The sequence below is a fragment of the Streptomyces sp. NPDC002324 genome (genome assembly GCF_053593335.1).
Window position 1 is genome coordinate 91916 of sequence record NZ_JBSFCF010000018.1, and the last position, 17994, is coordinate 109909.

The following is a 17994-nucleotide window of genomic DNA, read 5'->3' on the forward strand; positions in this document are numbered from 1 at the left end:
AAGGCAGGAGCCCCTTCGCCGAAAGGCAAGGGGCTCCTTGGGTACTGCTCTCAGACGTCGTCAGAGGGGCATCCCTCGATCAGACGGGGGTGACGTTCTCCGCCTGCGGGCCCTTCGGGCCCTGCGTCACGTCGAAGGAGACCTGCTGGTTCTCCTCCAGCGAACGGAAGCCGTTCGCATTGATGGCGGAGTAGTGGACGAACACGTCCGGTCCGCCACCTTCCTGGGCGATGAAGCCAAAGCCCTTTTCGGCGTTGAACCACTTCACGGTTCCGGTAGCCATAAGCCCTCCTTGGGCCCAAAGGGTTTGCCCTGCTCCAGAACCCTGCAAGTGTGAAAACAAGATGCCGCACAACTGCATACGTCTGAAAACGACGAGAGCCCGCGGTTACATGCTCCGCAGGCTCTGTACTGCAAGGGAAACCAAACTGCAACTTGCGGCGAGCCTAGCACGCAGGCAGGGGAATGCAATAGAGGGCAAGATCACGTCACCCGGATGTTTGATCGGCTCGACTCGCGGGTTGACGCATCGCCTCTTCCGCACCACCGGCCCCACTGGCGACACGCCGTCGAAAGCGTTGACACAGGGTGTACATCCGGTTTCGGGAGCCCCTCCCGGCCCCCGGAGCCCGCACCGTACCCCATGAGGGCTAGCCTCGCGATGTGGACAATTCTCGCAACCGGCCGCGCGTCGGCCACATCCAGTTCCTGAACTGCCTGCCCCTGTACTGGGGGCTCGCGAGAACGGGCACGCTCCTCGACTTCGAGCTGACCAAGGACACCCCTGAGAAGCTCAGCGAGCAGCTGGTGCGCGGAGACCTCGACATCGGGCCCATCACGCTCGTCGAGTTCCTGCGCAACGCGGACGACCTGGTCGCCTTCCCCGACATCGCCGTCGGCTGCGACGGCCCGGTGATGTCCTGCGTCATCGTCTCCCAGGTGCCGCTGGACCGCCTGGACGGCGCACGCGTCGCGCTGGGCTCCACCTCGCGCACCTCCGTACGCCTGGCGCAACTGCTTCTGGCCGAGAGCGTCGGCGTACAGCCCTCGTACTACACCTGCCCGCCCGACCTCCCGCTGATGATGCGTGAGGCGGAGGCGGCGGTGCTGATCGGGGACGCGGCGCTGCGGGCCAATCTGCTCGACGGCCCGAACTACGGCCTGGAGGTGCACGACCTGGGCGCCATGTGGAAGGCGTGGACGGGGCTGCCGTTCGTCTTCGCGGTGTGGGCGGCGCGGCGGGACTACCTGGAGCGGGAGCCGGAGGTCACCCGCAAGGTGCACGAGGCGTTCCTGGCCTCCCGCGACCTGTCCCTGACCGAGGTGGCCAAGGTCGCCGAGCAGGCCGCCCGCTGGGAGGCCTTCGACGAGCGGGTCCTGGAGCGGTACTTCACCACCCTCGACTTCCGCTTCGGCGGACCCCAGCTGAGCGCGGTCGCCGAGTTCGCGCGGCGGGTCGGCCCGACCACCGGATTTCCGGCGGACGTGAAGGTCGACCTGCTTTCCTGAACATTTCCCCTCGAAGTCCCGGCGAACTTCCCGGAGTTTCGATCGACGTATTCCGCGTTCTGTGGGACAGGCCCGTGCGACCGCCGCCGATCGGCCCCCGACGTTCGCATTCCCCTTCGGGCGTACGGCACTAGGCTTCTGGGGAGTCGTGCGTCGAGGAGAGTTCGTACGGGACCGTACGGGGTGGCGCGCGAGACGTACGGGGGAGGTGCCGCCCATGCAACCGCTCGATGTCGGCGAGCCCACGGTCGTGGGGCCCTACCGGCTGCTCGGCCGGCTCGGGTCCGGCGGGATGGGCCGGGTCTATCTGGGGCGCAGCGCGGGCGGCCGTACCGTCGCCGTCAAGATCGTGCATCCGCACTTCGCCCTGGACGAGGAGTTCCGCGCCCGCTTCCGGCGCGAGGTCGACGCGGCCCGCCGTGTGGGCGGTTCCTGGACGGCCCCCGTGCTGGACGCGGACCCGGAGGCACCGGTCCCGTGGGTGGCGACGGGCTACGCGGCCGGCCCGTCCCTCGCGGCGGCGATCGCGGACGGCGGCCACCTGCCCCCGCACTCGGTACGGGTCCTGGGCGCGGGCCTGGCGGAAGCGCTGGTCGCGGTGCACGCGCTGGGCCTGGTCCATCGCGACGTGAAGCCGTCGAACGTGCTGTTGACGGTCGACGGCCCCCTCCTGATCGACTTCGGCATCGCCCGCGCCACGGACGGCACGGCCTCGCTCACCTCGACGGGCGTGTCGATCGGTTCCCCCGGCTACATGTCCCCGGAGCAGATCCTCGGCAAGGGCATCACCGGCGCGGCCGACGTCTTCTCCCTCGGCGCGGTCCTCGCGTACGCCGCGACCGGTCAGTCCCCCTTTCCCGGTGACTCCTCCGCCGCCCTCCTCTACAAGGTCGTCCACGAGCCGCCGCGCCTGGACGGTCTGGAGGGCGACCTGCGCGACCTGGTCGAGCGCTGTCTGTCCAAGGAGCCCGCCGCCCGCCCGGCCCCCGAGGAGGTGGCCCGCGCCCTGGCCCCCCAGGGCGCGGCCCGACTGGTGTCGGCGGGCTGGCTGCCGGGGCCGCTGGTGGAACAGGTGGGCCGCAGCGCCGTGCAGCTGCTGAACCTGGAGATGGTGGAGGAGGTCCCGTCGGGCCCGGTGGGGTTCAGCAGCCCGTCGGTGGGGGCGGTGAGGACGGGGGAGTCGGCGGTGGGAATGCCGACCGGCGAGGCGAAGGCCGACGCGGCCGCCGCGAGCGGGGTGTTCGGGCCGCCGCCGGTGATGCCTTCGCACGCGCCGCCCGTGACGCACGTGCCGGGGCAGCGGTCCGACGTCTCGGTGGCGGACACGGCGCCGCCGACGCCGGGCAAGCTGTCGCTGAGCGTGGCGGCCGCGTCCACGAGCGCGGCGAACGGGCGCGGCCGGAAGGTGAGTTGCTCGGTCGCCCTGGCGATCGCGGGAGCGTTCGCGCTGGTGAGCGTGGGGACGCTGGTCGGGCTCGGGATACTGAACGGCGAGGACGAGAAGGGCGACACGGCGACCAAGGCGCCGTCGGCCGAGGCCAGTCCGAGCGAGCGGGACCAGGACACGGAGGCGCCGGGGGACGCGCCGGGCGAGCTGCCCGGGAAGTACCTGGGCACCTGGGAGGGCGACGGCTACGCCCTCTCCGGCAGCCTCCCCGCCGGCACCTTCACCATCACCCTCGAACAGGCCTCGCCCGGCGACCCGTTGGGCACGTTCCGTTCCGTCGACCTTCTCGGCGGCACCTGCGACGACAAGCTCGTCCTCAAGAAGGTCACCGACAAGAACATCGTCGCCACGAGCATCGCCGACACCAAGAACAACCCCGGCACCTGCACCAGGAACACCCACGAGATCACGCTCACCCCCGTGGGCGAGGAACTCGACTACACCTCGACCAACAAGGACGCGGGCAACCCGACGGCGCGTCTGGCGAAGGTGAAGTAGGGGCGGTGGCCCGGGTGTTCGTCCGGGGGGCGGGGCTGGTCCGGGGTGGCGGGGGCGAGATCACCCCGGTTCACCCCGAGCCCACCCCCTCATAGGCTGCCCCCGTGGATCCGGACCCCTGGCTGATCGCACTCACCCTGGCCGCCGCCCTCTGGGGCGCGGCCGCGGGCACCCTGCTCCCCCGCCCCGCCTACCGCCTCACGACCGACGAGGACACCCCCTGGCACCACACGTGCCCCGCCGGCCACCGCATCACCGGCACGGCGGGCGGCTGGCTGGGCCTCGCCCGCTGCACCACAGCCCCCACAGGCCCACCCCCCACCTGCGCCTACGGCCCCCGCACCCCCACCGTCGCCACCACGACCGCCCTCGTCTGCGCCACCCTCGCCCTGGCCACGGGCCCCCGCCCCGAACTCGCCGTATGGCTGCTCCTCGCCCCCCTGGGCATCCTGCTCGCCCTCGTGGACCTCGGCGCCCAGCGCCTCCCCGACCCCCTGACCCTCCCCTTCGCGGCCCTGGCCCTCACCCTGCTGGGCGTGGTCGCGTTCGTCCCCGAGCACGCGGGCCAGTGGCGCACGGCGGCCTACGGCGCACTCGTCCTCGGCGGCTTCTACTTCCTCTTCTTCCTCATCAGACCCGTCGCCCTCGGCTTCGGCGACGTGAAACTGGCCCTGGGCCTCGGCGCCGTCCTCGGCTGGTACGGCTGGGGCGCGCTGTACCTCGGCACGTTCGCCGGCGCGCTCATCGGCAGCGCGTACACCCTGGTCCTGGCGGCCCGGGGCCGCGCCGTACGCGGACAGCTGGTCGCCCTGGGGCCGTTCATGATCGCCGGCGCGTACGCAGGGCTGCTGCTGGAGGCGTACGCGGCCTGAGGCGAACTCCCCGTCCCCTGAGTCGTCCACAGCCGGACGGGCTGACGTCGGGTGATCCCGGGCCCTGGCGTAGGCTGGCCCGGTCCGTTCAACCCTCATGAAAGGGACGCCCCCGGTGACCGAGAAGGCCGATCTCCAGTCCGTTCTCGACCGTGCCGCCGAGGGTGGGCGGATCACGCCAGAGGAGGCGCTCGACCTCTACCGCGACGCCCCGCTGCACGCGCTCGGCGCCGCCGCCGACGCCGTGCGCAGGCGACGGTACGCGGGCACGGAGCACATCGCGACGTACATCATCGAGCGGAACATCAACTACACGAACGTGTGCGTCACGGCGTGCAAGTTCTGCGCGTTCTACGCCCCGCCGAAGGCCACGGACAAGGGCTGGACACGCGATCTCGACGACATCCTGCGCAGGTGCGCGGAGACCGTCGAGCTGGGCGGCACCCAGATCATGTTCCAGGGCGGCCACCACCCGGACTACGGGGTGGAGTACTACGAGACGCACTTCGCGGCCATCAAGAAGGCGTTCCCGCAGCTGGTCATCCACTCCCTCGGCGCGTCCGAGGTCGAGCACATGGCCCGGATCTCGAAGGTGAGCGTGGAGGAGGCGATCACCCGGATCCACGCGGCCGGTCTGGACTCCTTCGCCGGCGCCGGCGCGGAGCTGCTTCCCGAGCGCCCCCGCAAGGCCATCGCCCCGCTGAAGGAGAGCGGCGAGCGCTGGCTGGAGATCATGGAGGCCGCGCACGGGCTGGGCGTCGAGTCCACGTCCACGATGCTCATGGGCACCGGCGAGACCAACGCCGAGCGCATCGAGCACCTGCGGATGATCCGTGACGTACAGGACCGGACGGGCGGTTTCCGGGCCTTCATCCCGTACACCTACCAGCCCGAGAACAACCACCTCAAGGGCCGTACGCAGGCCACGCTCTTCGAGTACCTGCGCATGATCGCCATCGCCCGGCTGTTCATGGACAACATCGCCCACATCCAGGGCTCCTGGCTCACCACCGGCAAGGAGGTCGGCCAGCTCTCCCTGCACTACGGCGCGGACGACCTCGGCTCGATCATGCTGGAGGAGAACGTCGTCTCCTCCGCCGGTGCCAAGCACCGCTCCAACCGCATGGAGATCATCGACCTGATCCGCAAGGCCGGCCGTGTCCCGGCCCAGCGGACCACCACCTACGAGCACATCGTCGTCCACGACGACCCGGCGAACGACCCCGTCGACGAGCGGGTCATGTCCCACATCTCGTCCACGGCCATCGAGGGCGGCACGGCCCACCCCGAGCTCAAGCTGCTGAACGCCAACTAGGGCGCTTGTGCTGACGATTCACGCCGCCGACGAGGTGCGGCGCACCTGGGACGACCCGGAGCCGATCAAGGACGGCGCCGTCGTGGTGGACGGCACCCGGATCGAGGCCGTGGGGCCGGCGGAGGACCTCCGGCAGCGGTTTCCGGCCGCCCGGGTGCGGCGGTGGCCCGGCGTCCTCGGGCCCGGCCGGGTGCACGAGGACCCGCTCCCGGACGCCCCGTCACCGCGCGAACGCGTCCACGCGGTACTGAAGTCCGGCGCGACGGCGGTCCTGGAACAGCACGCGGGCACCCCGGAACTCCGTTCCGCCGCCGAGCGCAACCACGTGCGGGTACTGCCACGGCCGCACAGCCCGGCCATCGTCGCGCAGGGCCGGGCGGACCTGGTGGTCCTCGACGACTCCGGCAGCTGCCTGGCCACGGTGTGCGCGGGGCGGTTGGTCCACCGACGTCGCTGAGGGGCCGCGCCACCGCAGTGCGTCCTCAGGGGTGCGCCTCACCCGGAGAACGCCTCGCCGAACGCCCCGTCCGTCTGCTCGACCCCGCTGCAGTCGACCAGCTCGTCGTCGGCCCCGCCCCCGCACTCCCGGTCCCGGAACGTCGCCCACATCGACACCCAGGCCACCCCCTTGTCCTCGGCGAACGCCCGCACCTGCGCCGCGTCCTCCAGCGTGAACGTCTCGTTGTCGACGTCGTTGACGCCCAGCATCGAGGTCAGCGCCAACGCCCCCCAGGCCGTGGACTCGCTCGTGCCGAAGACGTCCCTCAGCTGCGCGTGCGCCGACTCGGCCGCCCGCTCCGCGTAGCCGCCCATGTCACCGCCGTACGAACTGGCGTAGTTCATGGTCATGATGTTGACCGTGGTGACCTGGACGGCGTGGTCGTTGGCCGAGTCGAGCAGGGCCACGCCGTCCGCGTCGAGACCGGAGGGCATGACGGGGAGGGTGAAGGTGACGGTGAGGTCCGGGCGGTCCTTCTGGAGCAGCGCGATCGCCGCTGAGCGCAGGTCGACGGAGCCGGAGTCCTTCAGCGCGTCGCCCTCGACGTCGAAGTCGGCCGCGGTCGAGCCGGCCGCGTCCAGCGCCGCGCCGTACGCCTCGGCCAGCTCGGACGCGCTGTCGCAGACCTCCGCCAGCTCCGGCCCGGAGGCCCCGCCGAAGGAGACCCGCACCGACGCCCCGGAGTCGGTGAGTGCCGCGATCCGGGACCTCACCGCCGCGTCGTCGACGGCCTCCGTGCCGTTCCACGCGGGCGTGCACGCGTCGCCGTCGGCGATCACGAACGCCAGGTTGTAGGCGGCGGCCGACCCGGCGTCGTCGAGGCCGGAGGCGTCGGTGGCGCTCACGTACGGCGCGTACGCCGTGGACGTGCCGGACGCCTTCGCGGGCGATTCCCCGGTGACCGACGGGGTGGCGGTGGCCGAACGCGACGGACCACCCGGCGCGGACGCGGGCCCCTCGGTCCTCGCGGTGCAACCCGCACAGGCCAGGGCCACCAGGCCTATCAGTGCGACGACCGGTTTCAGGGAATTCCTCACGGTACTCACGAGGGAAATGAATCACACCCGGCTGTGCTTCATGTGTGCTTTCTGAAGATTGCAGATCCGAAGGCCGGTCACGGAATGGCTACCGACAAAGGGTTCGCCAATCGGGCAAACGTGCCCGTATCGGCGAGGAGTATCCCCCAAAGGCAAACACCGGCCGCTTCGCATTCGTTCACGGATTCTCTCAGGAAACGGATGGGTTCAGACGTTTCTCATGGGCCTTTCGCCAGAGAAGCCGGGAATTCCCCGAACAATGCCCGCCCAATGTCCGGGGATATGCAATCCGAGTCCGCCAACGAAAACCTCGCCCCAGAGGGCCCCGTGTTCTACCTGTGGCACGAGATCGCCCTGATCCTCGCGGCCAGTGGTTCATGTTCGGCGTCGGCCGGCTGCTGATCGGCGCCTTCGTGCTGCTCTGCGGCTGGGTGGAGGACGTGGCGGCGGGGAGGAAACCGGGACTGCTGCCGTGACGCCGGGTGGCCGGTGTCGGGCCGGGCGCCGCGTGGGTGTGCGGCCCGTACTGCCACAATGGGCCCGTGACCCGCGCATCCCTGGACAAGCAGCCGCACGAAGTCGCCTCGATGTTCGACCGAGTGGCGAAACGGTACGACCTGACCAACGACGTGCTGTCCCTCGGACAGGACCGGCGCTGGCGCAAGGAGGTCGCGCAGGCGGTCGACGCGCGCCCCGCCCAGAAGATCCTGGACCTCGCCGCCGGCACGGGCACCTCGTCCCTGCCCTTCGCGCGGACCGGCGCGTACGTCGTGCCGTGCGACTTCTCCCTCGGCATGCTCCGGGTCGGCAAGGAGCGCACCTCCTGGCTGCCGTTCACCGCCGGTGACGCCACGAGGCTGCCGTTCAAGGACGACACCTTCGACGCGGTGACCATCTCCTTCGGCCTGCGCAACGTGCAGGACACCGACACCGCGCTGCGCGAGCTGTACCGGGTGACCAGGCCCGGCGGGCGCGTCGTGATCTGCGAGTTCTCCCACCCGACCTGGACGCCGTTCCGCACCGTCTACACGGAGTACCTGATGCGCGCGCTGCCACCGGTGGCCCGCGCGATGTCGTCCAACCCCGACGCGTACGTCTATCTCGCCGAGTCCATCCGCGCCTGGCCCGACCAGGCGGGTCTCGCCGAGCGGCTCCGGAAGGCCGGCTGGGACAAGGTGGCGTGGCGCAACCTGTCGGGCGGGATCGTCGCGCTGCACCGGGGGTTCAAGGCCCTCCCGTAGGGCGCGAGGACACCCGCGACACTCCTGGTTCACCCGCACGAGGGATGCCCGCGAGGGAATCCGGTTGACGGGAACCGGTCAACAGAAACTACCGTCCGTTGATACGTCGGTACGCGCCGGTGATGTCTCACGACTCACCGGTGCGACCCCTGAGCACGTCACCTCACGGCACGAGTTCTCTGAATTACGGAGCGTTGCATGACGTCCTACTGCCCGCACTGCGGAACACCCGGCCCCGACGAGGCGCGCTTCTGCATGAAGTGCGGACGGGAACGCCCGCCGGTCCCGGCGGCGGCGCCCGGCGCGGGAACCGGGGCGACTCCGGCGCCACCGGCCGCTCCGCCGGCCGCCCCACCGGCGGTTCCGTCGAGCCCGCCGGGCGCACCCCCCGGCCCGCCGCCGCCCCCGCCCGAGTACGCCCCCGCCCCCGCCCGTCCCTCACCCGTCGGCGCCTTCTTCGGCCGGGCCTTCCGGGGTGACTGGGCAGGTGCGGCCCTGGCCGCCCTCTGGCCGGTCGGACTCCTCTTCCTCGCGGCCGTGGCCCTGGCCATCCCGTCGTACGGCCAGAGCGGCCAGGACGAAGGGGACTTCGTCGGCTTCGGCGACCGTCTCGGCCTCGCCCTCGCCGGCCTCCTCCAGGGCCTCGGCGGTGGCTTCGAGATCTCCGAGTCCGGCGGCGGCGACTACTCCGGCGAGTTCCGGTCCGCCGAGGGCGCCCTCTCCGTGACCCTGGTCCCGCTCACGGTGACCGCCCTTTTCGTCGGCGCCCTCTTCATCGGCGTACGGCTGCTCCGCACCCGCCTGGTGACGCGGGGCGCGTACGGCGGTGGCGCGTACGGCGGTGGCGCGTACGGCGGTGCGTACGGCGGTGGTGCGTACGGCGGCGTGCCGGGTGGTACCCACGCCGGCGGTCACGGCGGCACGTACGCCGGGGTGCCCGCGGCGGTGCCCGGTGGCGGCCGTACCGCCGGGCTCGAAGCGGCCGTGCGGGTCACGCTGCTGGTGACGGTCGCCGTGCTGCTGCTCGCGCTGTTCGGAGAGCCCGAGATCGCGGTCGTCGAGGTCTCGACATCGGTCTGGCGCGCGGCCCTCGGCGCCCTGCTGCTCACCGCCGCCGTCTCGGCCGGTCTGCTGCAACGCGACGACCTGGCCGCCTGGCTGGCCGTCCGCCCCGGCCCCCGGGCCCTGTTCCGGGCGACCGGGACGGCCGTACGGGCCATGGCGATCGTCCTCGTCCTCTGCTCGCTCGTCGCGTTCGTCGTCCTCGCGGCGAACGACGAGTGGCAGGGCGAATGGGACGAGGAACTCAACCCGCTCCTCCTCGTGCTGCTCGTCCTGCCCAACCTCGCCGTCCACCTCCTCGGCCTCGGCTGGGGCGCGTCCGTCCAGGGCGAGGCGGGCCGTACGAGTCAGGGCAGCGACTCGTCGTTCGGCGGCGGCGACTCGTCCGGTGACTACGGGCTCGTCGAGTCCGGCCCGTACGGCGGCGGCTACGAGCGCGAGTCGTTCGGGCTCTCCGAACTGGGCGACGCCGTCAACTCCTGGGCGGTCGTGGGGGCGTTGACGCTCGGTGCGGTGTGCGCCCTGACCCTCGGGGTTCTGGCGGCCCGCCGCTCCTCGGGGCGCGGCGAGCAACTCCTCGCCGCCGGGGTCTTCTTCGGACTCTTCCTCCTCCTCGCCGGTGTCAGCGGCTTCGGCATGGAGGCGTCCGGCTCCGCCACGTCCGACTTCAGCAGCGAGTTCTCGGCCGCGGGCCAGGTGGACGTGGGCCTCGACATCCCCGAGGCGCTGCTCTTCGGCCTCCTGTGGATCTTCGGTGCCGCCTTCCTCGCGCCCTATCTGGTCCAGATGGCCGGGGCACGCACGGCGGTCATCGCCGCGCCGATCCCCGCCATGCCGAGCGGCGGCCCGGCGGCCCACGGGGTCCCGCAGCAGCAGCAGCCGTCCGTCCCGGCCCCGGCGCCCGCGCCGGCGCCGGCCTCGGCGTCGTACGAGCCCCCGCTCGTCGAACTCGGCCACCACCACGTCGCACCCGGGGCACCCGGGGCACCCGGGGCCTCGGCCGCCCGCAGCCGGACCCTGGTCTGGATCGTCACGATCGTCGCGGCCCTCGTGATCGGCGGGGGAGGGGCGGCGGCGATCCTGCTCTGGCAGAAGTAGGGAGGGTCCGGAGGGAAGTGGCGGCGACCCGCGCCGTCGAGGCGCGGGGCAGCCCCGGACCCGGGTCCTCGCCGGGCTACCGGAGAACCGGGAACGGATCCCCCGGCTCGTCCAAGGCCCTGCGCAACCCCGGCGGCGGTCCACCGCGGCGCGGCTCCCGCACACCGCCGCCGTCGTCGCCCGACTCGAACCACACCGTCACCGCGGCCCCGCGCGGCACCTTCACGCCCGGCGGCGGGTACTGCCGTACGACGTGGTCCACGGCGGCGAGTCGGAGGTCGGGCCGGTCGGGCGCGACGAGGGTCAGCCCGTCCGCCTCGGCCGTCTCGCGCGCGTCCACGGCCATCAGGCCGACGAACCGCGGCACACGCACTTCGGATGACTTGGGTGTTATGCGCACAGATGTTCACCCCCAGCGGTACCGGCAGAGTATCCGCCGAGCGGGTCCGACCGGAAGCACTGCGTGGCAATCTGCGGCAAACCGCTACTCTGGGTGACGAGTTGGCGAAATCTCGAACAGATGGAACAGGTGGAACAGGTGGCCCCTCACAGCGCCAGCCGGTAGCAGTGGCCCTCCTGCCGCGAGACCGGTGTCGTGTACGTCTCCGCCAGCTCCATACCCAGCCGCCGGGCCACCGCGATGGACCGCTCGTTGCGGGCGTTGACCATGGCGACGACGCTGCCCACGCCCGCCTCCCGCACCCGTTCCAGGGTCTGTGTGGCGGCGGCGGTCACATACCCCTTGCCCCAGTGGTCCCGGGCGAGCCGCCAGCCGATCTCGATCTCGCCGGTCGGACCCCACTCGCGGGGCCAGGGCTGGGCACCGGTGAAGCCGATGGCCCGGCCCTCCTCGTCGAGCATCGTCCACAGGCAGAACCCGTGTTCGGCGTCGTGGCGGCGCTGGCGCGCGGTGAGCTCCTCGTAGACGGACAGCTCGGCGGACCGGCCGCCGTGGAACTCCATGACGTCGGGATCGTCGAAGATCCGGTGCCAGGCGAAGGCGTCCTCGTCGGTGGGGACGCGCAGCCGTACGTCGGGCAGAGCTCTGGTCACAGGGGCAGCCCTTCAGCCGATGATCGGTACCGCTGAATAGACTGCCCATGTCCGACGCCTGTCGGCACATGTTTTCTGGCCGTCCGGCCCGCGGGCGGCCCGCAGGCTTTGCTTCGCACCCTCTACTACTTGGGGAGAACCCGTCGTGACCGAGCCCCAGCCCCTTACCGAACACACCGCCGATGTGATCGTCGTCGGGGCCGGGCCAGCCGGTTCCACCACCGCGTACTACCTGGCGAAGGCCGGACTGGACGTGCTGCTCCTGGAGAAGACCAGCTTCCCGAGGGAGAAGGTCTGCGGCGACGGCCTCACACCGCGCGCCACCAAGCAGCTGGTGTCGATGGGCATCGACATCTCCGAGGAGGCCGGCTGGCTCCGCAACAAGGGTCTGCGGATCATCGGCGGCGGCGTCCGTCTCCAGCTCGACTGGCCGGATCTCGCCGCCTATCCGAACTACGGACTGGTCCGCAAGCGCGACGACTTCGACGAGCAGCTCGCCCGCCAGGCCCAGAAGGCGGGCGCCCGGCTGCACGAGCGCTGCAACGTGGGCGCGCCGATCATCGACGACCGCACGGGCCGTATCACCGGCGTGCACGCCAAGCTCGGCGACGAGAAGCGGGAAGTCACCTTCCACGCCCCGCTGGTGGTGGCGGCCGACGGCAACTCCACTCGTCTGTCCCTCGCGATGGGCCTGCACCGCCGCGAGGACCGTCCGATGGGCGTCGCGGTCCGTACGTACTTCACCTCCCCGCGCCACGGCGACGACTACCTGGAGTCCTGGCTGGAACTGTGGGACAAGCGCGGGCCGGGCGAGGACCGTCTCCTGCCCGGTTACGGCTGGATCTTCGGCATGGGTGACGGCACGTCGAACGTCGGCCTGGGCGTGCTCAACACCTCCGCGGCCTTCAAGGAGCTGGACTGGCGTGACGTCCTGAAGGCCTGGTGCGCCTCCATGCCCGAGGAGTGGGGCTACACCCCCGACAACATGACCGGGCCCATCCGCGGCGCCGCCCTCCCGATGGCCTTCAACCGCCAGCCCCACTACACCAAGGGCCTGTTGCTGGTCGGCGACGCCGGCGGCATGGTGAACCCGTTCAACGGCGAGGGCATCGCCTACGCCATGGAGTCCGGGCAGATCGCGGCCGACGTCATCGTCCAGGCCCACGCCCGCACCACCCCCGGGCAGCGAGAACTCGCCCTGCAGCGCTACCCGCAGGTCCTCAAGGACACCTTCGGCGGCTACTACACGATGGGCCGCGCCTTCGTGAAGCTCATCGGCAACCCGAAGATCATGAAGCTCGCGACACAGCGGGGCCTCACCCACCCGCTCCTGATGAAGTTCACCCTGAAGATGCTGGCCAACCTCACCGACCCCACCGGCGGCGACGCGATGGACCGCATCATCAACGGCCTGAGCAAGGTGGCCCCGAAGGCGTGACCGGGGTGTGGCACCCCAGTGCGTGAGCGGGGTGGCCGCACCGGCCGCCCCGCACCGGCCGCCTCGGCGCCCGCCGCCCGAAGCCGGACGATGCGGGCGTCCCCTGCCGCGCGACACGCGAGGTGTACCGGCCCCGGACGCGGGAACCCGTCAGACGTGACGACGGGGCCGTTCGGCGGCCGGGCCCGCCCGCGACCCTCGGCATGGGGTGACAGCGGCTCTGTGGGGCCTCTGTGGCCTTCCTGAGGGCAGCCCGGAGGGCCGCTTCCCCTCGGGGAGAGCGGCCCTCTCGAAAAAAGCGTCTGGGCGACCGCGCGGAGGCGAGGCCTCAGAGCACGCGCACCGCGCCCGTCGCGGGGTAGCCGGACAGGTCCTGGATGACGACGCCCTTGGAGGGGTTCGCCGCGTCGAGGTACTGGCCGTTCCCGACGTAGACACCCACGTGGTACGCGGAGCCCTTGGCGCCCCAGTACAGGATGTCGCCGACCTGAAGGTTGGACAGCGAGACCTCGGTGCCCTGCATCGACTGGTCCTGCGAGACCCGGGGGAGGTCCACGCCGACCTGCTTGAAGGCGGCCTGTACCAGCGAGGAGCAGTCCCACGCGTTGGGGCCGGTGGCGCCCATCACGTAGGCGTCGCCGAGCTGTGCCTTGAGGAAGGCGATGACCGTGCCGACGCTGCCACTGGCGGGCGCCGTCGTCGTCGTGGTGGTGGTCGACGAGTTGGTCGTCAGGGTGGTCCGCTCGCTGTCGCGCGCGGCACGCTCGGCCTCGGCCTTGCGCTCGGCCTCGGCGGCGGCCTTCTTGCGGGCCTCTTCCTTCTTCGCCTTGACCAGGTCCTTCTCGGCCTGCTTGGCGGCCTGTTCGGCGGCCGTGTCACGCTCGGCCTGCAGCTGGTAGTCGGCCGCCATCGCCTGCGTGGCGTCCGCGGACTGCGCGGCCTGCGTGGCCAGGTCGGCCGTGAGGGTGGGCAGTTCGAGCGTCTGCGTCACCGGCTCCGCCGCGAAAGCCGACGTGGACGCGCCGGCCACTGCCACGGTGCTGAGAACGCCACCGGCGACTCCGGCGCGCATCGCGATCGAGGACGCGTTGCGGCGCGGTTTCCGGTGGCTGCGTATGTGAGCGGTGTGGGACATGGGTACAAGCGGTACCAGCGACTCCTCCATACCTTCAAGAAACGTGTGCTGCGCCACAGTTGTTCAACGGAGGCCCCAAATTCCCTGTGCGTCACTCTTTATTGACGCCGTAACGGGCATAGCGGACACGGTCCACTGTGCCTGTGATCATGCGCTTTCGTGAATACGTCCGAATTGCCCTGCGCTTACCATCGATCGCAGCGAGTGGCCAAGGCTGGTTGATTCGATCTCACTTGCATGTGACACAGGTCACAGAACGGCCACCCGTCCACGCGACGTCCCGCGCGGGAGGGCTCGCTCCCGGGCGCTCGTGAACGCGTGCACACGTCCACATCCGTCGCCGGACTCCCTCCCGGGCGTGAACGTCGCGCACTACCAAGCGGCCTCGTCCAACACCAATTTGCATGCAGCGGAAATCTCTTGATATGGAGACGCCCCGCGTGACCAGCGGTAACGAACGAAAATGTCACTTCTGGTGATCAGTCTGGCGCTTCCGGTATGAAGATCGACCTGCGTCCGACATCATGATCGTTCGTCAGGTGGTGGAGATCACAAACTCGGTGCCGCACCCCGTGTCGCAGATCACAGACCGGCAGGCATAGGATGCGGGGCAGTTGGGCTTGTGACCTGCTTCACATGTTCGCGATCTTCGTCGGGACGGGCGGAGTTCGTGGGACCGGTGGGGCCGGTGATCAGGACCGACGCAATCCGCCAGCAGTCAGTGCCGACTGAGAGGAGCGAGGAGCGGTGAACGCCTATGCGCCCATCCTCGTACTGGGAGCCCTCGGGGCAGGCTTTGCGATCTTCTCCGTGATCATGGCCTCGCTGATCGGCCCGAAGCGCTACAACCGGGCCAAGCTCGAGGCTTACGAGTGCGGGATCGAGCCCACCCCCACGCCGGCCGGCGGAGGGCGTTTCCCCATCAAGTACTACCTGACGGCGATGCTCTTCATCGTCTTCGACATCGAGATCGTCTTCCTCTACCCCTGGGCCGTCACCTTCGACGCCCTGGGTGTTTTCGGGCTCGTGGAGATGCTGCTCTTCGTGCTCACCGTCTTCGTCGCCTACGCGTACGTCTGGCGCCGCGGCGGCCTGGAATGGGACTGAGGGGCCTTTAAGACCATGGGACTCGAAGAAAAACTGCCGAGCGGTTTCCTGCTGACCACCGTCGAGCAGGCCGCGGGCTGGGTACGCAAGGCATCCGTCTTCCCCGCCACCTTCGGCCTCGCCTGTTGCGCCATCGAGATGATGACCACGGGCGCGGGACGCTACGACCTGGCGCGCTTCGGAATGGAGGTGTTCCGGGGGTCGCCGCGCCAGGCGGACCTGATGATCGTGGCCGGCCGGGTCAGCCAGAAGATGGCGCCGGTGCTGCGGCAGGTCTACGACCAGATGCCCAATCCCAAGTGGGTGATCTCCATGGGGGTCTGCGCGTCGTCGGGCGGCATGTTCAACAACTACGCGATCGTCCAGGGCGTCGACCACATCGTCCCCGTCGACATCTACCTGCCCGGCTGCCCGCCGCGGCCGGAGATGCTGATGGACGCGATCCTCAAGCTCCACCAGAAGATCCAGACGTCCAAGCTGGGCGTGAACGCCGAGGACGCGGCCCGCGAGGCGGAGGAAGCGGCACTCAAGGCGCTCCCCCTCATCGAGATGAAGGGGCTGCTGCGATGAGCGACGCGAACGGCAAGAACGGTGCCGGCGGACCGGATGCGGGCGGCTCGAACGGGGTGAACCCCGAGAAGGACCTCGCCGCCTCCAACCTCCCCGGCCAGCGCGGCGACGGCGGTGAGGAGATCCGCGTCCAGCGCGGCATGTTCGGCGCGAACAACGGCGGCGACACCTCCGGCTACGGCGGCCTGGTCCGCTCCGTCCGTCTCCCCGGCGCGGCCGGCCGCCCCTACGGCGGCTGGTTCGACGAGGTCGCCGACGAGCTGGAGGGCGCCCTGGAGGAACAGGGCCTCGTCCCCGAGAACGTGATCGACAAAACGGTCGTCGACCGCGGCGAGATCACCTTCCACATCGAGCGCGAGCACCTGCCGCGCGTCGCCCGGACCCTGCGCGACGACCCGGCCCTGCGCTTCGAGCTGTGCACCGGCGTCTTGGGCGTCCACTACCCCGGCGACAAGGGCCGCGAGCTGCACGCCGTCTACCACCTGCGCTCGATCACCCACAACCGGCTGATCCGCCTGGAGGTCTCGGCCCCCGACGCCGACCCGCACATCCCGTCGCTCGTCCCGGTCTACCCGACCAACGACTGGCACGAGCGCGAGGCGTACGACTTCTTCGGCATCGTCTTCGACGGCCACCCCGCACTGACGCGGATCATGATGCCGGACGACTGGCAGGGCTTCCCGCAGCGCAAGGACTATCCCCTCGGCGGCATCCCCGTCGAGTACAAGGGCGCCCAGATCCCGGCTCCGGACCAGCGGAGGTCGTACTCATGAGCACGCAGCACGCATCTGCCGAGTCCGCCGCCTCGGCGCGCGAGACCACCGAGGGCACCGTCTACACGGTCACCGGCGGTGACTGGGACGAGGTCGCCGAGACCGCCGCCCGGTCCGACGACGAACGCATCATCGTCAACATGGGCCCCCAGCACCCGTCCACCCACGGTGTGCTCCGGCTCATCCTGGAGATCGACGGCGAGACCGTCACCGAGGCCCGCTGCGGCATCGGCTACCTCCACACCGGCATCGAGAAGAACCTCGAATACCGCACGTGGACCCAGGGCACCACGTTCGTGACGCGCATGGACTACCTGACGCCGTTCTTCAACGAGACGGCGTACTGCCTCGCCGTGGAGAAGCTCCTCGGCATCGAGGACGAGATCCCCGACCGCGCCACGATCATCCGCGTGCTCCTGATGGAGCTGAACCGGCTCTCCTCCCACCTGGTGTGCATCGCCACCGGCGGCATGGAGCTGGGCGCGACCACGATCATGATCTACGGATTCCGTGATCGTGAACTCATTCTCGACATCTACGAGCTGATCACCGGCCTGCGCATGAACCACGCGTACATCCGGCCGGGCGGACTCGCCCAGGACCTGCCGCCCGGCGCGGTGGACCAGATCCGCGAGTTCGTGAAGAAGATGGAGAAGAACCTCCCCGAGTACGACAAGCTCGCCACCGGGAACCCCATCTTCAAGGCCCGTATGCAGGACGTCGGCCACCTCGACCTGTCCGGCTGCATGGCCCTCGGCGCCACCGGCCCGATCCTGCGCTCCGCCGGCCTCCCGCACGACCTGCGCAAGGCGCAGCCGTACTGCGGATACGAGACCTACGACTTCGACGTCCCGACCGCCGACACCTGCGACTCCTACGGCCGTTTCCTGATCCGGCTCGAAGAGATGCGCCAGTCCCTCAGGATCGTCGAGCAGTGCCTGGACCGGCTACAGCCCGGCCCGGTCATGGTCGGTGACAAGAAGATCGCCTGGCCCGCCCAGCTCGCGCTCGGACCGGACGGACTCGGCAACTCCCTGGACCACATCAAGAAGATCATGGGCACCTCCATGGAGGCCCTGATCCACCACTTCAAGCTGGTGACCGAGGGCTTCCGCGTCCCGCCGGGACAGGCGTACGCGGCGGTCGAGTCGCCCAAGGGCGAACTCGGGGTGCACGTCGTCTCCGACGGAGGCACCCGCCCCTTCCGGGTCCACTTCCGGGACCCGTCCTTCACCAACCTGCAGGCCATGGCGGCGATGTGCGAGGGCGGCCAGGTCGCCGACGTCATCGTCGCCGTCGCGTCCATCGACCCCGTGATGGGAGGCGTCGACCGGTGACCA

17 protein-coding genes and 1 pseudogene are annotated in these 17994 nt (G+C 70.4%); 13 read left to right on the forward strand and 5 right to left on the reverse strand.

The features are described from left to right. Positions 1-79: 79 nt before the first annotated feature. Complete coding sequence (locus ACWCRJ_RS23535; RefSeq protein ID WP_007490911.1) at positions 80-283, reverse strand: cold-shock protein; 204 nt, start codon at positions 281-283, stop codon at positions 80-82. A 380-nt stretch (positions 284-663) separates the two neighbouring features. Here ACWCRJ_RS23535 and ACWCRJ_RS23540 point away from each other — a divergent pair, with 380 nt between their 5' ends. From ACWCRJ_RS23540 to ACWCRJ_RS23560, 5 genes are all read left to right on the forward strand, one after another. Further along, positions 664-1509 (forward strand): menaquinone biosynthetic enzyme MqnA/MqnD family protein, encoded by an 846-nt coding sequence (locus tag ACWCRJ_RS23540; RefSeq protein WP_005476378.1) that lies wholly within the window; start codon positions 664-666, stop codon positions 1507-1509. Between the two features lie 217 nt (positions 1510-1726). Next, positions 1727-3454, forward strand: coding sequence for a serine/threonine-protein kinase (locus tag ACWCRJ_RS23545; RefSeq protein ID WP_450941116.1), 1728 nt, complete (start codon positions 1727-1729; stop codon positions 3452-3454). Between the two features lie 104 nt (positions 3455-3558). Continuing rightward, positions 3559-4326, forward strand: a complete 768-nt coding sequence (locus ACWCRJ_RS23550) for a prepilin peptidase (RefSeq protein ID WP_450941117.1) — start codon at positions 3559-3561, stop codon at positions 4324-4326. 115 nt (positions 4327-4441) lie between these two features. Beyond that, a complete protein-coding gene (gene mqnC / locus ACWCRJ_RS23555) occupies positions 4442-5641 on the forward strand; it encodes a cyclic dehypoxanthinyl futalosine synthase (protein ID WP_450941118.1) in 1200 nt (399 codons plus the stop codon). A 7-nt stretch (positions 5642-5648) separates the two neighbouring features. Next, positions 5649-6098 (forward strand): imidazolonepropionase-like domain-containing protein, encoded by a 450-nt coding sequence (locus tag ACWCRJ_RS23560; RefSeq protein WP_450941119.1) that lies wholly within the window; start codon positions 5649-5651, stop codon positions 6096-6098. Between the two features lie 38 nt (positions 6099-6136). Here the strand turns inward: ACWCRJ_RS23560 and ACWCRJ_RS23565 are convergent, their stop codons facing one another. Next, positions 6137-7177, reverse strand: coding sequence for a chitinase (locus tag ACWCRJ_RS23565; RefSeq protein ID WP_450941183.1), 1041 nt, complete (start codon positions 7175-7177; stop codon positions 6137-6139). 333 nt (positions 7178-7510) lie between these two features. Here ACWCRJ_RS23565 and ACWCRJ_RS23570 point away from each other — a divergent pair. The 3 genes and pseudogenes from ACWCRJ_RS23570 to ACWCRJ_RS23580 form a co-directional block, all read left to right on the forward strand. Beyond that, positions 7511-7653, forward strand: a pseudogene (locus ACWCRJ_RS23570) (acyltransferase family protein); the annotation flags it as partial. Positions 7654-7719: 66 nt separating this feature from the next. Continuing rightward, positions 7720-8418, forward strand: coding sequence for a demethylmenaquinone methyltransferase (locus ACWCRJ_RS23575; RefSeq protein WP_450941120.1), 699 nt, complete (start codon positions 7720-7722; stop codon positions 8416-8418). A gap of 198 nt (positions 8419-8616) precedes the next feature. Continuing rightward, a complete protein-coding gene (locus ACWCRJ_RS23580) occupies positions 8617-10578 on the forward strand; it encodes a zinc ribbon domain-containing protein (protein WP_450941121.1) in 1962 nt (653 codons plus the stop codon). A 76-nt stretch (positions 10579-10654) separates the two neighbouring features. Here ACWCRJ_RS23580 and ACWCRJ_RS23585 read toward each other — a convergent pair whose 3' ends face one another. Then, positions 10655-10978 (reverse strand): PASTA domain-containing protein, encoded by a 324-nt coding sequence (locus ACWCRJ_RS23585; protein ID WP_450941122.1) that lies wholly within the window; start codon positions 10976-10978, stop codon positions 10655-10657. A 146-nt stretch (positions 10979-11124) separates the two neighbouring features. Further along, positions 11125-11631 carry a GNAT family N-acetyltransferase gene (locus tag ACWCRJ_RS23590; protein WP_046913400.1) on the reverse strand — a complete coding sequence of 169 codons (507 nt, stop codon included), beginning with the start codon at positions 11629-11631 and terminating at the stop codon, positions 11125-11127. 145 nt (positions 11632-11776) lie between these two features. On the opposite strand from ACWCRJ_RS23590, the gene ACWCRJ_RS23595 reads away from it, so the two are divergent. Further along, a complete protein-coding gene (locus ACWCRJ_RS23595; RefSeq protein WP_450941123.1) occupies positions 11777-13069 on the forward strand; it encodes a geranylgeranyl reductase family protein in 1293 nt (430 codons plus the stop codon). 328 nt (positions 13070-13397) lie between these two features. Here ACWCRJ_RS23595 and ACWCRJ_RS23600 read toward each other — a convergent pair whose 3' ends face one another. After that, positions 13398-14234, reverse strand: coding sequence for a C40 family peptidase (locus tag ACWCRJ_RS23600; RefSeq protein WP_450941124.1), 837 nt, complete (start codon positions 14232-14234; stop codon positions 13398-13400). Positions 14235-14951: 717 nt separating this feature from the next. On the opposite strand from ACWCRJ_RS23600, the gene ACWCRJ_RS23605 reads away from it, so the two are divergent. Genes ACWCRJ_RS23605 through ACWCRJ_RS23620 form a run of 4 tightly spaced genes read left to right on the forward strand, consistent with a single transcriptional unit; the run spans position 14952 to position 17991 of the window. After that, complete coding sequence (locus ACWCRJ_RS23605) at positions 14952-15311, forward strand: NADH-quinone oxidoreductase subunit A (RefSeq protein WP_005476348.1); 360 nt, start codon at positions 14952-14954, stop codon at positions 15309-15311. Between the two features lie 15 nt (positions 15312-15326). After that, positions 15327-15881: a NuoB/complex I 20 kDa subunit family protein gene (locus tag ACWCRJ_RS23610; RefSeq protein ID WP_450941125.1), complete on the forward strand. Its 555-nt coding sequence runs from the start codon at positions 15327-15329 to the stop codon at positions 15879-15881. Continuing rightward, the gene (locus ACWCRJ_RS23615) at positions 15878-16654 is read left to right on the forward strand and encodes an NADH-quinone oxidoreductase subunit C (RefSeq protein ID WP_450941126.1); all 777 of its coding nucleotides are present in this window, start codon (positions 15878-15880) and stop codon (positions 16652-16654) included. The genes ACWCRJ_RS23610 and ACWCRJ_RS23615 overlap by 4 nt, the downstream gene beginning before the upstream one ends. Next, positions 16651-17991 (forward strand): NADH-quinone oxidoreductase subunit D, encoded by a 1341-nt coding sequence (locus ACWCRJ_RS23620; RefSeq protein WP_450941127.1) that lies wholly within the window; start codon positions 16651-16653, stop codon positions 17989-17991. Before ACWCRJ_RS23615 ends, ACWCRJ_RS23620 begins: the two co-directional genes overlap by 4 nt. Positions 17992-17994 lie beyond the last annotated feature (3 nt).

Excerpts from the sequence above, each read along its gene's own strand:
- ACWCRJ_RS23535 (WP_007490911.1), bottom strand. The coding sequence starts at position 283 with ATGGCTACCGGAACCGTGAAGTGGTTCAACGCCGAAAAGGGCTTTGGC.
- ACWCRJ_RS23545 (WP_450941116.1), top strand. The coding sequence starts at position 1,727 with ATGCAACCGCTCGATGTCGGCGAGCCCACGGTCGTGGGGCCCTACCGG.
- ACWCRJ_RS23580 (WP_450941121.1), top strand. The coding sequence starts at position 8,617 with ATGACGTCCTACTGCCCGCACTGCGGAACACCCGGCCCCGACGAGGCG.
- ACWCRJ_RS23600 (WP_450941124.1), bottom strand. The coding sequence starts at position 14,234 with ATGGAGGAGTCGCTGGTACCGCTTGTACCCATGTCCCACACCGCTCAC.
- ACWCRJ_RS23610 (WP_450941125.1), top strand. The coding sequence starts at position 15,327 with ATGGGACTCGAAGAAAAACTGCCGAGCGGTTTCCTGCTGACCACCGTC.
- ACWCRJ_RS23615 (WP_450941126.1), top strand. The coding sequence starts at position 15,878 with ATGAGCGACGCGAACGGCAAGAACGGTGCCGGCGGACCGGATGCGGGC.
- ACWCRJ_RS23620 (WP_450941127.1), top strand. The coding sequence starts at position 16,651 with ATGAGCACGCAGCACGCATCTGCCGAGTCCGCCGCCTCGGCGCGCGAG.